At 48.9% G+C, this 13725-nt stretch carries 13 protein-coding genes; 12 read left to right on the top strand and 1 reads right to left on the bottom strand.

Annotated elements, in window-relative coordinates:
• The first annotated feature begins 22 nt into the window (after positions 1-22).
• From HRU79_01700 to trxB, 12 genes are all read left to right on the top strand, one after another.
• Positions 23-538, top strand: coding sequence for an OmpH family outer membrane protein (locus tag HRU79_01700; protein QOJ25428.1), 516 nt, complete (start codon positions 23-25; stop codon positions 536-538).
• 64 nt (positions 539-602) lie between these two features.
• Positions 603-1373 (top strand): OmpH family outer membrane protein, encoded by a 771-nt coding sequence (locus HRU79_01695; protein QOJ25427.1) that lies wholly within the window; start codon positions 603-605, stop codon positions 1371-1373.
• Entirely contained in the window at positions 1370-2458 is a 1089-nt protein-coding gene (gene lpxD / locus HRU79_01690) for a UDP-3-O-(3-hydroxymyristoyl)glucosamine N-acyltransferase (GenBank protein QOJ25426.1), read from the top strand. The genes HRU79_01695 and lpxD overlap by 4 nt, the downstream gene beginning before the upstream one ends.
• Entirely contained in the window at positions 2455-3861 is a 1407-nt protein-coding gene (locus HRU79_01685) for a bifunctional UDP-3-O-[3-hydroxymyristoyl] N-acetylglucosamine deacetylase/3-hydroxyacyl-ACP dehydratase (protein QOJ25425.1), read from the top strand. Before lpxD ends, HRU79_01685 begins: the two co-directional genes overlap by 4 nt.
• A complete protein-coding gene (gene lpxA, locus HRU79_01680; protein QOJ25424.1) occupies positions 3858-4649 on the top strand; it encodes an acyl-ACP--UDP-N-acetylglucosamine O-acyltransferase in 792 nt (263 codons plus the stop codon). Before HRU79_01685 ends, lpxA begins: the two co-directional genes overlap by 4 nt.
• A gap of 4 nt (positions 4650-4653) precedes the next feature.
• Positions 4654-5472 carry a hypothetical protein gene (locus HRU79_01675; protein QOJ25423.1) on the top strand — a complete coding sequence of 273 codons (819 nt, stop codon included), beginning with the start codon at positions 4654-4656 and terminating at the stop codon, positions 5470-5472.
• 164 nt (positions 5473-5636) lie between these two features.
• Positions 5637-6731 carry a redox-regulated ATPase YchF gene (gene ychF / locus HRU79_01670; protein ID QOJ25422.1) on the top strand — a complete coding sequence of 365 codons (1095 nt, stop codon included), beginning with the start codon at positions 5637-5639 and terminating at the stop codon, positions 6729-6731.
• 84 nt (positions 6732-6815) lie between these two features.
• Entirely contained in the window at positions 6816-8747 is a 1932-nt protein-coding gene (locus HRU79_01665; protein QOJ25421.1) for an OmpA family protein, read from the top strand.
• 17 nt (positions 8748-8764) lie between these two features.
• Positions 8765-9433 carry a hypothetical protein gene (locus HRU79_01660; GenBank protein QOJ25420.1) on the top strand — a complete coding sequence of 223 codons (669 nt, stop codon included), beginning with the start codon at positions 8765-8767 and terminating at the stop codon, positions 9431-9433.
• Positions 9434-9464: 31 nt separating this feature from the next.
• Entirely contained in the window at positions 9465-10121 is a 657-nt protein-coding gene (locus HRU79_01655; GenBank protein QOJ25419.1) for an HAD hydrolase-like protein, read from the top strand.
• 92 nt (positions 10122-10213) lie between these two features.
• The gene (gene queG, locus HRU79_01650) at positions 10214-11140 is read left to right on the top strand and encodes a tRNA epoxyqueuosine(34) reductase QueG (GenBank protein ID QOJ27239.1); all 927 of its coding nucleotides are present in this window, start codon (positions 10214-10216) and stop codon (positions 11138-11140) included.
• 25 nt (positions 11141-11165) lie between these two features.
• Positions 11166-12113 carry a thioredoxin-disulfide reductase gene (gene trxB, locus HRU79_01645; protein QOJ25418.1) on the top strand — a complete coding sequence of 316 codons (948 nt, stop codon included), beginning with the start codon at positions 11166-11168 and terminating at the stop codon, positions 12111-12113.
• A 9-nt stretch (positions 12114-12122) separates the two neighbouring features.
• Here the strand turns inward: trxB and HRU79_01640 are convergent, their stop codons facing one another.
• Entirely contained in the window at positions 12123-13724 is a 1602-nt protein-coding gene (locus HRU79_01640) for an SPOR domain-containing protein (protein QOJ25417.1), read from the bottom strand.
• Position 13725: the final 1 nt, after the last annotated feature.

The following is a 13725-nucleotide window of genomic DNA, read 5'->3' as shown; positions in this document are numbered from 1 at the left end:
TTTGTTTCAACATGGTGATTTCATGAAAAGACTGTTTTTTGTTGCATCCATAATGACTTTTGCGGCCACTACCTTCCTGTCGGCTCAGAATTACAAAATCGCGGTAGTAAATACCGAGATCATTATCAAGGAACTTCCTGAGGCTCAACAAGCATCCAAGTCCATCGATGAAGCTGCTCAGAAAATCCGTGATACCCTGGCGATGATGCAGAAGGAGTTTGAATCACGCATAGCCAGTTATCGTAAGCAGGAAGCCATGATGACCAGTGACGCACGGGCCAAGGAAGAAGATGCTATTAATGGTCTGCGTACACGGTATCTGCAGTACCAGGAAGTAAAAACAGCCGAAGTGCAGTCGATGCGTGAGAGTTTTCTGAAGCCCATCCGCGAAAACGTCCAGTCGGCTATTGACGCTATTGCGAGGGAAGAAAAGCTTAATCTGGTGCTGGATAAGGCGGCGGGTATCGTGCTGTATTCCGAGGACAAGGCCGACATTACCTACAAGGTGTTGGACAAAATGAAACGGGGAAGTAAATAATTGTTTGTCGTGAACGTGACTTTGGATGAATTCCATCCGCCTACACGTTTACAGAGAACACCCTATGCATCCAAATTCCCATAATACAACAGCGATCTATGCACTGGTAGGCTTTCTGCTCTGTGCCGTCTCTGCTTTTTCACAAAAAATAGGATACGTCTCGTCGGATGCCATTAAAAGCAAGTACGAACCATACCTCATGGCCGAGCAGCGCCTGAACCAGATGGTACAGGACTGGAAGAGCGAACTTGCACAGTACCAGGCTGACATTGACGGGGCAGAGCTGGAGATACGAAAAAACAGGCTCATTTGGACGGATGTCGAAAAAGAGCAGTATCAGAGAGAACTGGATCAGAAAAAAAAGAAACGCGATGATCTTGCCCGACAGGTGTTCGAGCCAGGAGGGAAGTATGACCAGGAAGCAGAACAACTGATGAAGGGAATTTGGGAAAAAATCTACCTTGGCATTCAGCAGGTTGCTGCTGCCGAAGGGTATGATATTGTATGGGATAAAAGTACGGATCCACTGGTGTACGTTAATGCCCGGTACGACCTTACCGTAAAGGTTATGAAAGCCCTTGGCATTAATGCTGACTCGCTTGAAAAGAAACAAAATCAGGTCATCGAGACTGATCCGCGCAATAAACAGGTACGAGAAACGCGCTCCCGAAGCGGACGTCGCCGAAGCACGTCGCGTCCGGAGCCTTCTGAAACACCCGAGGTTGAACCTGCTCCCCGCGGCACCATTACACCGCCCGGGCTACCTCCCGATGTACCTGTGCAGAGCCATAATCCGGCCGACAGTTCACGCACTAAAGAAGAGATCCCACGATGAGTCACGCCGGAGCGGTCACCCTTACCGTAGATGACATCATTCGGTTAACAGGCGGACACTGCCCTGAACCCCATCTCGGGACAGCAATTAGCGGAGCAAACAGTATTACCAATGCCGTTGGTACCGAGGTCACGTTCCTGCACCATCAGGGCTACATCAAGTACTTACCGCAGTGCAATGCCGGTGCAGTACTCGTAAGCCAGACTTTGTACCAAAAAGCTCACGCTTCATTCCCACCAAGCGAGGAAAGGGGCTATGCTCTCGTTGTGGTTGATGATGCACATCGCGCCTTTGTTAAACTTGTTCATGTTCTATATCCACCGGATGAAGTTGAGTTTGGCATACAACATCCTCTTGCTGTCATTCATCCCGATGCAACCGTGCATGCCACAGCCACGATTGGCCCCGGTTGCGTTATATCGGAAGGATGCACCGTAGAAGACCATGCAGTCCTGACGGCCAACGTAGTACTGCACCCCAATGTGCACATTGGCTCTGCATCGGTGCTCAATGGCAATGTTGTCTGCTATGCAAATAGTGTTGTAGGCAGTCGGTGCGTTATTCACGCCGGTGCCGTAATTGGCAGCGACGGCTTTGGCTTTCTGGAGCAAGCTGATGGCTCATTCGAAAAAATCCCACATGTAGGTACTGTCCACATTGGTAACGATGTTGAAATCGGAGCTAACACAACGATTGACCGGGCAGCCGTAGGAACAACCGTCATTGGCGATGGTGTAAAAATCGACAATCTGGTTCATGTAGCCCATGGTGTCCGCATTGGCGCGAATACCGCAATCGCAGCTCAAGCGGGTATATCCGGCAGTGCCAAGCTGGGAGAACGAAACCGGATTGCCGGCCAGGTGGGCATTGTTGGCCATATCACAACAGCCGATGATGTTGTTGTGGAAGCACAGTCCGGTTTATCAAAAACAGTTGAAAAAGCAGGTGTGTATTTTGGATCACCTGCTAAAGATCATCGTACGGCACTTCGAATTGAAGCCTCAGTGCGACAACTACCGGACATTGTACAGCAGCTTGCCGAACTTCAAAAAACTGTGCGGGAATTACAGGAGCAGCAGAAATGAGTAAACAACAGCGTACACTTAAGGGCGAAGCATCGATATCAGGTGTAGGACTCCACACAGGCAATACCTCCACGCTTACGATCAAACCCGCACCGGAAAACTCTGGCTTCAGGTTTGTGCGTACGGATATGGCGGGTGAGCCTGAAATTCCAGCTGTTGTTGATTTTGTGGTAAGCCTTGAACGGGGGACAACGATCTCCCAAAACGGAGCAACGGTTCACACCGTTGAACACGTCCTTGCAGCACTGGTTGGTATGAATATCGACAATGCCCGCCTGGAACTTACCAATAACGAGCCTCCGGTTGGCGACGGTTCGTCGCTCCCATTTGTAGAAATGATTAAATCAGCCGGTATCGTTGAGCAGTCTGCTCTTCGTAACGAGCTGATCATTACCGATACCATCCGGTATACCGATGAAAAGCGCGGAACAGAGATAGTGGCACTGCCAAATCCGGAATACCGCGTAACCGTAATGGTTGACTATAATAATCCGGTTCTGGGAAGCCAGCATACTGGATTGTTTAATCTTGACGAAGAGTTCGAAAAAGAGTTTGCTCCCGCACGCACCTTTTGTTTTCTGCACGAAGTAGAAATGCTCTTTGATCACGGTCTGATAAAGGGCGGCAATCTTGATAACGCAATTGTAATTGTTGATGAGGATTTAACCGACGAAGAGCTGCAGCGGAAATTAAAAAAACTTGGCATATCCGGTGGAGCATTCCTTGGCTCTCAGGCGTTTCGTGACAGGCAGCAGCTTAGGTTTAAAAATGAGCCCGCCCGGCATAAACTGTTAGACATGATCGGCGATCTTGCTCTTGTTGGTGCACGCGTGCGCGGACAAATCCTGGCTGCTCGTCCCGGACATGCCAGCAACATTGAGTTTGCCCGACTTCTTCGTGCTGAGTTTAAAAAGCAAAGCTCTGGGACGTACTTTAAAATGCCTGATGTTACAACGGCTAAGCTGAACTGCCAGGACATCCTGAATGTGATGCCACATCGGTACCCAATGCTTCTGGTGGACAGAGTGGTTGAGTATGACGAAGTGCAAAAACGAATTGTGGGTGTGAAGAACGTATCGTTTAATGAGCCGCAGTTCATGGGCCACTTCCCCAATCGTCCGATTTTCCCAGGTGTACTCACGGTTGAAGCCATGGCACAAACAGGATGTATGCTGCTGCTGGCCAATGGCTGCGACCCCAAAACACAGCTTGTAGTGTTTACCGGCTTCAACAACGTTAAGTTTCGTCGGGAAGTTACACCCGGTGATCAGCTAATCATGGAAGTGTTCCTTACCAGAATGAGATTCAACATTGTCCACCTGGTTGGGAAAGCGTATGTTGGCGGAACTCTTGTTGCCGAAGCCGAGCTTTCGGCAGCTGTTGTACCAAAGGAGCCTGCGTGAGTAATTCCATACACCCAACAGCTATCGTGCATCCCGGGGCACAGCTCGGAACTAACGTTTCGATTGGTCCCTACACCATTGTTGAAGATGACGTTGTTGTAGGCAATGGCACCGAGCTCATGGCCCACGTCGTGATTGCTAGCGGTGCCCGCATCGGGTGTGACGTTCGAATTCATCCCGGTGCCGTTATCTCTACTGCGCCTCAGGATTTGAAGTATGACGGTGCAGCAACACTTACGATAATTGGCGACAGAACCGTTGTGCGTGAATCTGCCACGATAAACAAAGCAACAACCGCTTCCGGACAAACCACGGTTGGCTCTGATGTCCTCGTCATGGCATATGCCCATGTGGCCCATGACTGTGTGGTTGGAAACCATGTTATCATTGCCAATGCCACACAGTTGGGCGGACATACTCACATAGGTGAGTGGGCAATTCTTGGAGGACTGGTGGGTGTTCATCAGTTTTGCAGAATCGGTGACCATAGCATGGTAGCAGCTTCAGCAATGGTCGTAAAAGACGTACCTCCGTACATCCTTGCCGGGAAAACCCCGCTAGCTGCAGAAGCCATTAACACCGTAGGATTACGCAGACGTGGATTTACGCAGGAGGAGATCCGGGAACTTACGCAGTTTTATAAGTTTCTTTACCGCGAAGGGCTAAATATCTCCGATGCCTTGAATACGTATGCTTCCAATTACCCGGATCCATCACGACACATTACTAAATGTATTGAGTTTATCCGTTCCTCGCAGCGGGGAATTATCAAATCAGCAATCAGATAGTGCAGTGCGTTGTAGCCCCGTAGCGTTAGCATTCCTCATTCTTTCGGTTTCCGTCGGAGCGACGCCTGACACTTACGGTCATGCCCAAGCCCCTTTCACAAACCCCATTGCAAGTCCGTTCGAAACCCGGTCCGGGTTTATTTGGGAGGCAACCAACGATAAGCTCCGATTAGACATTGGCATGGAAACCGACCTGCTACGCGGCGAATGTAGTGACAGCGTGAATTCCTGGACGTTGGGTGTCGGGATGCAAACCTGGACACGTTTGAGGTCAGAAGGCAAGCTTAAATTTCCAGTAGAAACTGTTGACTACTGGTTCGGACTGCATGCTGCTTACGGGAGCCAGTCATCTTGGCATGGCAGAATACGGCTTGCCCACATCTCGTCGCACCTTGCAGACGGGGTTGCTGATACCACGGCAACCCTGCATCCTGCACCGTTTGTTTATAGCAGAGAGTTTTGTGAGGTGATTGGTGGCTATCCATTCGGGCCTGCCCGTGTTTATGCAGGTGCAACTGTGGTATGGTCAACTCAGCCCAGAACGTCCAGCCCGGTTATTCCGCAAGCCGGCGCTGATGTTTATCTTCCTGTGAGCGAACGCATCGGCATTGCTGCCGGATACGACGTCAGACTTATCGGTATTCAGGGCGTATATCGGGCAATGCATGCCGCCCAGGCCGGCCTGCACATACACACGTGGAACAACACCGGCATTTTGCTTTCGGCCTACGCCATGAACGGTAGAAGCATACACGGGATGTTTTATACTGAATCCGACTCGTATTTGGGCGTAGGAATACAGATTCTTACGCAGATCCTCTGACTATTATCTGTATTTTTAACAATTTTACCAGGCAGAATGCTGTCCCCGTGGCTTGCCCGGCATTGTACGATACACCCTGTTCTTCCGAATACCGTGAACACCGTATTTCTACGTACAGCATTTAATTGTTAAGTGACTGTTATTTCCCGTATTTTTGTTGTTCTATGGGAATAGCATGTGGAATAGTTGGCCTGCCCAATGTTGGGAAATCAACATTGTTTAATGCACTTACATCAAATACTGCTGAGGCGGCAAATTATCCGTTTTGCACCATTGATCCAAATGTTGGTGTGGTAAACGTACCTGATCCTCGGTTACAGAAACTATCTGCAGCGTATCAGACTGACCGAGAAGTTCCAACCACCGTCGAATTTGTTGATATTGCCGGTTTAGTTAAAGGTGCTTCAAAAGGTGAAGGATTAGGAAATCAGTTTCTTGGGAACATTCGTGCCTGTGATGCAGTTGCTCACGTTGTTCGTTGTTTTCGTGACGACAATGTTGTGCATGTACACGGTGCCGTGAATCCGTTGCATGATATTGACATTATTGAAACCGAGTTGATTCTTAAGGACGTGGAATCCGTATTAAAGCGGATGGACACAGTTCAAAAGAAGGTTCGTGCTAACGACAAGGATGCCAAAGAAGAATATGAACTCCTTGAGCGATTAAACAATCACCTGGACGGTGGAAAACCGGCTCGTTCGTTTCAGCGGGATGACAACGGCTTAGAAGTTATTCGTGCCCTGCAGCTTTTAACTGATAAACCGGTAATGTACATAGCGAATACCGATGAAGCCGGTGCAATATCCGGGAATGAATATGTAGAAGCCGTAAGGGTGCGTGCAGCCGAGGAAGGGGCTTTGGCTGTGCCGATTTGTGCCAAGATAGAGGCAGAGATTGCGCAACTGGATGCAGATGACCGTACAGTTTTCCTTGCCGATTTGGGGATGAATGAACCCGGGCTGCATCGGGTAATTCGTGAAGCTTACACTCTGCTTGGTTTGCTGACCTACTTTACGGCAGGAAAAAAGGAGACCAGGGCGTGGACAGTGAAAAAAGGAAGTACAGCACCCCAGGCAGCCGGTGTGATACATACGGATTTTGAAAAAGGTTTCATTCGGGCAGAGGTGATGGGCTATGCAGATTGGCAACGTCTGGGCTCAGAATCTGCTGTGAAGGAAGCAGGGCTATACCGAGTTGAAGGGAAGGAGTATGTGGTTCAGGATGGTGACATCATGTACTTCCGCTTTAATGTATAAAAACACAAGTTCAGAGACTGTGGACGTTATGGACATTGTCTTCAACAATTATAATCATTTTTAACACATAGTGGTTCATTCACCATGAGTACACTCAAACACATCTTTATTACACTCTTTGCAGTTGGATTGTTCTGCCTGCCGGCATCGGCACAGGAACGTCCAAACGTTCCGTTACGCTATGGGGCGCATCTGGGATTAAACTACAATATGGCCGGTGTCGGGTACAGCGACTGGCTTAAACTACCAGAGCGGCCGGGCGGCTCGTTTATACCGTTTGTGCTGAATGACGGTAGCGGTATCGGACTCTATGGAGGCCTCAGCGCCCAATGGAGCCTGCTGGACTATCTTGCCCTGCAAACCCGCTTGTCATATGATAACCGCAGCCTGGTTGCTGTTGACGATAAAACACATAAAGGTATCGAGGGTGAGGCAATCAGTGATGAGTTTGATTTTAAAACCTCGGCGGTAAACGCCGAAGTCTTGGCAAAGCTCTATATCGACGATGCATTCCACGTTACCGGTGGCGGTGGTGTAGGGATAAAGCTGAACTCCACGTACGATTATAAGCTGAACAAGCAGGAACCCGTGTTTGCTGATAATGAGGTTCCCGGAGCTTCGATTTTTGGTTCAGCAACATTTGGTCTTGGCTACGACATCCCGCTCACCGATGCATCGGAAACTCAACAAATGTTTATTACACCCTTCGTTGAAATGTCGTACATGATGGGGATGCGCGAGGTTGATCTTGCCGAGCAGAGCTCGCTTGATGATGGTCTGTCAGTGGTTACGATCCGCGGTGGTGTTGCTTTTACGCTTGGTGATGTTGCAGTAGATGAAAATGCTGGTCCGTCGAGTTCGTTCTTCATGATTACACCTCCGCCGGACGGTATTCGCTCCAATCGTATTGTTGAGGAGTACTTCCCGTTACGTCCGTACGTGTTTTTTGACAGCGGTAACGTAAACATCCCTGGTAGATACAATAACATTTCTGCATCCGATACCAATGCACTCATCTCTGACTTCCAATCGGAATTTGCTGCAGATGATATGGGGGACGTTCAGGTTCGTCATAATAAACAGGCCGAGCTGTACTACAATCTCCTCAACATCATTGGCTATCGTTTGAATCATGCACCCGCAGCAACTGTTACCTTAATTGGCAGCGATCCGAAAGAACAAAACGGTGCTGATCTTGCTAACACCGTGAAAAATTACCTGGTAAACACGTGGAGTATTTCTGAGTCGCGTATTAAAACGCAAGGTCAGGTTAACCCCCGTGTTCCATCCGGTACGGCGCGTACCCCTGCCGAAGACAGACCTGCTGCTGATGCAGAAAACCGCCGTGTAGAGCTTACTTCTGATGATGCAAAAATCGTGGAAAGTGCAATGTTGCGCACTGAACGTGCTGCTCGTGAAGAGAATGAAATTTATGTAAAGATTACAACGAATGAGTCAATAGACTCATGGCAGGCCACCATCACCGGTAATGGACAACGGAAAACCTATGGGCCATTTGCTACCAATGATGCCTTCCTGGATCCGACAGGTTTGCTTGGTGAATCGTCATCGGGAACCTTTGCTCTTGAAGTGATTGCTAAAACAGCAGACGGTCGTACGTTGAGTGAGTCTGAAAAGTTCGTTCTTAAAAAGAGTGATGAGGCTGCCAAAGCACGTCGCTACAGCTTGATTTTTGATTATAATGATTCTGACCCGTTAGGCCGTACCCGTACATTTATCAACGCCATTGTTTCTCAGATTCCCGATGGCTCTCTGGTTGTGATTAGTGGCCATACCGATAACCTTGGTACAGACGAGGCAAACCTGAAGCTCTCAAAAGAGCGTGCCAAGCAGGTAAAGGATATGCTCTCCACAGCACTGCGTTCTGCCGGAAAGAACAAGGTTAGAATGCGTGCTTCCGGATATGGCGAAGATGAACAAGTTTCGCCGTTCAAAAACGATACCCCGGAAGGCCGGATGTATAACCGTACCGTTATTGTTGACATCATTCCGTAATGACTCAATAATAATGTATGGCTTTTCTAGGAAAGAATGTTGCTGTATCAATTAGCACACCTTCGGTTACGATGTCGGAAAAAGTATGGACGTCACTGGGGTTTTCGGTAATTGAACAAAAAAGTAACGAAGTATTTCTCAGCGATGGTCAACTCCTGCTCAACATAGTTGAGCAGGAGTTTTTTTCGCCGGCTGTGTGCTATTACGGAACATCATCGCTTCACACGAACCGCGAAAGTGTTGTCGGACCAGATGGAGAAATTCTGTTTATCAGAAATCCGGAACCGGAGAATGCCCGGCTAACGTTAACCGGTGAAAAGAATTCGATCCTTGGTTTTTTTGATGCTGTTGCAGTTGGTAGTCCGAATCACCAGACGGCACGTGAATGGTCCGAAACACTGGGTTTTTTTGTGCAGGAAGAATTTGGTGGCACCTATCCGCAGAGCGAGGTAACGGACGGCCTGATCAATGTGTCGTTCCGAAATGGCTTGAACGGTCGGTTCCTTTGTTATGTACGCGATCTGGATGATGACGATGCACATCAGATTCTGACAACAGCTCAACAAATTCAATCCGATCACGGCGCTTCGCGCGGTCAGATTGTTCGTGATGCGAACGGAGATATTCTAATGGTTGTGATATACACGGCTGAAGGTACTGGAATAATTATCAGCCAGGATCTGTAAGCAGTTGGGGTGACTAAACCGTAAGAGGGAAATGATGCTACCTGAATTACTAATGTTTGACCTGGATGGGACCCTGCTTGATTCGCGTGCGGGCATTGAACACTCACTGCGTTTGACGCTGGCCGGACATGGTGTTGACCTTGCGTCCGATGTGAGTATCTCCTGGTGCATTGGTACGTCGCTCTATAGGATATTTGAGCATTTTATGGAGACAACCAGTGAAGAGCGGATCAACAGCGCCATTGCGATGTACCGCAGGATTTATCGTGATGGTCCGATGTACAATTACCAGGTGTATAGTGGCGTACCCGAAACACTGGAGTTCTTCAGACAGGTTGGGGTCCGGATTGTAATTGCAACCGCAAAAGCAAACGAACAGGCGTGGGATGTTGTACGCACAACATCATTTGCTCATCTTATTGATCATGTTTATGGAACTGATCCCAATGAAGGGGCTGCAGAGAAGCGTGATTTAATTCGGTTGGTACTGCAAAACGAGGCCACAGCAAGCACACAGGCTGTAATGGTGGGTGACCGTCACCATGATATTAATGGTGCCGCCGACAACAATGTCACGGGGATAGCGGCTGCATACGGATATGGGTCCGAACATGAGTATTCACGTGCCACAGCCATCATTTCCCATCCGGCCGAATTGGTGCACGTGCTTGGGAATCTTTCCCGCTAAGTCATAGATTTACCTTAAGTAAGCCGGACTCCGGCAGTTGTTGCCGCACTCATCGTTGGTTAACCGGATAAAACGTTGTGGAACAGCAGTCAATAACAGAGCGTGTAAAAAAAGCTGCAGTAGAAATTGGTTTCGATGCTGTTTCGGTAGCGCGTGCCGATGCATTAACGTCCGAAATGGTTCACTATCAATCGTGGTTATCCAACGGTTATCACGGCTTGCTTGGGTATATGGAACGTAATCTTGACAAGAAACTTGATGTACGCGAACTGCTGCCCGGCGCACGCAGTGTTGTAGTGGTAGCACGGAACTATTATACGCCTTTTAAACATGAACCGGATGCATGCGGTAAGATATCCCGGTATGCCTGGGGTGACGATTATCACGAAATCATGTGGCCAATGCTGAATGAACTTGCAGAGGTAGTTGCGCAACTTGTTCCCGGTACACAGAGCAAGGGAGTTGTTGATACAGCCCCGGTGATGGATAAACAATGGGCCGTCCGATCCGGACTGGGATGGCAGGGTAAACATTCCAACATACTACGGCGTGATATCGGGTCATGGTTTTTTATCGGAGTCCTGATTACCACGGCTGAACTGGAAACCGACGATGAGTATCCAGACTATTGCGGGTCGTGTACAGCGTGTATCGAGGCATGTCCGACAGGAGCTATCGTTGAGCCGTATATTGTTGACGCAACCAGGTGTATATCGTACTGGACGATCGAAGTAAAACCTGAACACCAGATACCCGACACAATCGTCAATGAGCTGGAAAATTGGATGTTTGGGTGTGATATCTGCCAAAATGTGTGTCCGTGGAACAGATTTCAGACGCCAACCACTGAGAACGGTTTTCTGCCGAGAAATGGGGAGTTGGAGTTAGATCCCGAAGATGTACTGAACATGGATCAAGCGTCGTTCTCGGCTCGGTTCAGGAAGAGTCCAATTAAACGGACCAAGTTGGCCGGTCTTCAGCGTAGCGCGGAGGCATTAAAACAAACAAATAAAAGCTAATAAATATTGCTAAGGAAGAAATACTATGGATATCAGAACAACAGATATTGCAATCATTGGATCGGGCCCCGCTGGTTTTACAGCTGCCCTGTATGCCAGCCGTGCGAATCTCAAGGTTATCATTTTTGAAGGGGTACAGCCCGGAGGACAGCTGACGATAACAACCGAGGTTGAAAACTACCCTGGTTTTGAGCATGGGATTATGGGACCGGAACTGATGGATGTGATGCGTAAGCAGGTGCACCGCTTTGGAGCTGAGTCTCGGTACGAGATTATTGGTAAGGTGGATTTCGGCGGAGGCGAGTTTAAGCTGTGGAACGAGAAGGGGCAGGAATACCATGCAAGGGCAGTGATTGTGGCAACAGGTGCATCGGCAAAGCTGTTGGGAGCACCTGGTGAACAGGAGTATATGGGCTACGGCGTTAGTGCATGCGCTACATGCGATGGTTTCTTTTTCCGAGACCAGCATGTGTATATCGTTGGCGGCGGTGATACGGCAATGGAGGAGGCAATCTATTTAACGAAACATGCCTCGAAGGTTACTATCGTGCACCGACGTAAGGAGTTTAGGGCATCGAAAATCATGGTTGAGCGGGCACTGAACAATCCCAAAATTGATTTTCTTCTTGATACAGTGGTTGAAGAATATGTTGGCACTGCCGACGGTAACCGTAAACAACTTACCCATTTAAAAGTTCGAAATACCGAAAACGGAGAAACTCAGGTGCTACCCGCTTCAGGAGTATTCGTTGCTATCGGACATCAGCCCAACACGGCGTTGTTCAATGGAATTCTGGACATGGATGATGTAGGATATATTCAAACCAAGGGAAAGAGCAGCTATACCAACGTACCCGGGGTGTTTGCATGCGGCGATGCCCAGGATAGTGTGTATCGCCAGGCAATTACGGCCGCCGGTTCGGGCTGCATGGCAGCAATTGATGCCGAGCGCTGGTTAAATGAACATGAGTAGTGCGGCCGGCTATCGTAGCAGGTACTCTTTCACACCATATTTAGATCGAAGTTCGGAAGCAGCCTTTTGGGCTGCTTCTCTTGTTTTGTAGCCCCACAGAATAATCTCGTATTCAGGTCTGCCATCGTTTAGGGCTGCTTCAAAGTATGCCTTATAGCCTCTTTTTTCCCAATCAGTTACCTTGGTGCCGGCAATCTGTTCACTAACAACATAATCAACAACAATAGAATACGGATCGTCTGCAGGGGTAATATAGAGTGCCTCCACCCTGTTGTTCAGCATCTTCTGCGTTCCGTCTACCTGCTCAAGAAACATGGGCTTGGAACTACCGCGTGATTGAATTTCAATCTGCTCGTCGCGAACGCCAAGAGCTTTTAAGAAGTCGGCAACATGCCGCGCCCGCTCAAATCCGCGACGCGTGGCATTGCTGGTGATTTCCGAACCAACGTGTCCGATGATTCTGATGCGTCGCAAGGTATCTGCCATAAGATTGGTAGCCAGCAAGGTAAGACCGCTGTAATACTCCTGAATATTCGAGTCCGTTGTGTCGTCAAAGGCGGCCACGATTGCACCATTGTAGCGCCTAAACGGTACTGTGCTGACCGGGATTGAAAATGTATCAGCGATTACCCGGTTGTTGTGAGTGTATAGCAGATGCACTTGCAGTGTTGGACATCCTGTGGATGGATGAAATTTTGTGGCAAAGACCTCGGCATGATTGTTCCTTGATAGCAAAATTTCTTTAATAACGCTATCTATACCGTCGGCACTTGTACTGTGAATCGAATACAGACGTCCTCCGGTGGCCTCTGATATGTAACGGTACGGATATCCCCGGACACTTGTCCCGATTTTAATAACGTACATTGTCACGCCACGCTGCTTTGCGTATCTAACTACATCGTTTACCGAAACATCCAGGCTGGCCAGGTCATCGCTGGCAGTAACGAATATTAGAATATTGTTTGTGGTGGACTTTTTGTCAAACACACGCAGGCCACTCATCATGGCGGTATACACAGCAGGAATACCCTTCGGGGCACTGAGTTTGGTTTCAGCAAGACTTCGCGAAGCATCCACAGCAAGCTCCCAGCCACATACTTCGGTTGTTGTCTGGCTAAATGTGGAAATACTGAAACTGTCAGATTCAGAATATCCTGACAGAACTTCACGAACTGAAGGGGCTATGGCGGTAAGCAAGCCTTGCGACGTCAGGCTGTTGTCTATCATGATCTGGTAGTGGTTAACCGCGGACCTGGGAGGCAGTGGCCCCTGGACGATTGGTTCCATGGCTTCATAACGGTTCCGGTCAGCACAGCCCCATTCCAACGTCCATTTACCCGGAAGCCCGAGGTGCGACACCTCGAGTCCGCTTGAATCAAGCACGATCGCCTGTAGCGATATGCCCGCTGTAGTTACATGACCACCCAAAATTCTGAGGAGAGCGGGAGCAGACTCTTCCGGTGCGACACCGCGCAAATACCTGCTGGATGTTTTACCTGAACTGCTGCTTCCCGGGCCCGTGGTTACATCATCGTCCTGACCCCTAAGTTGCGGTGCGTGGCTAAGAACACAAAATGGTAGTATGGACAAAAGGAGGAATCGGAGCATG

The sequence above is a fragment of the Ignavibacteria bacterium genome (genome assembly GCA_015709655.1).
GTDB lineage: Bacteria > Bacteroidota > Ignavibacteria > Kapaibacteriales > Kapaibacteriaceae > OLB6.
Note: the sequence above shows the minus strand (reverse complement) of the source record. Positions and strands in the feature narration are given on the sequence as shown.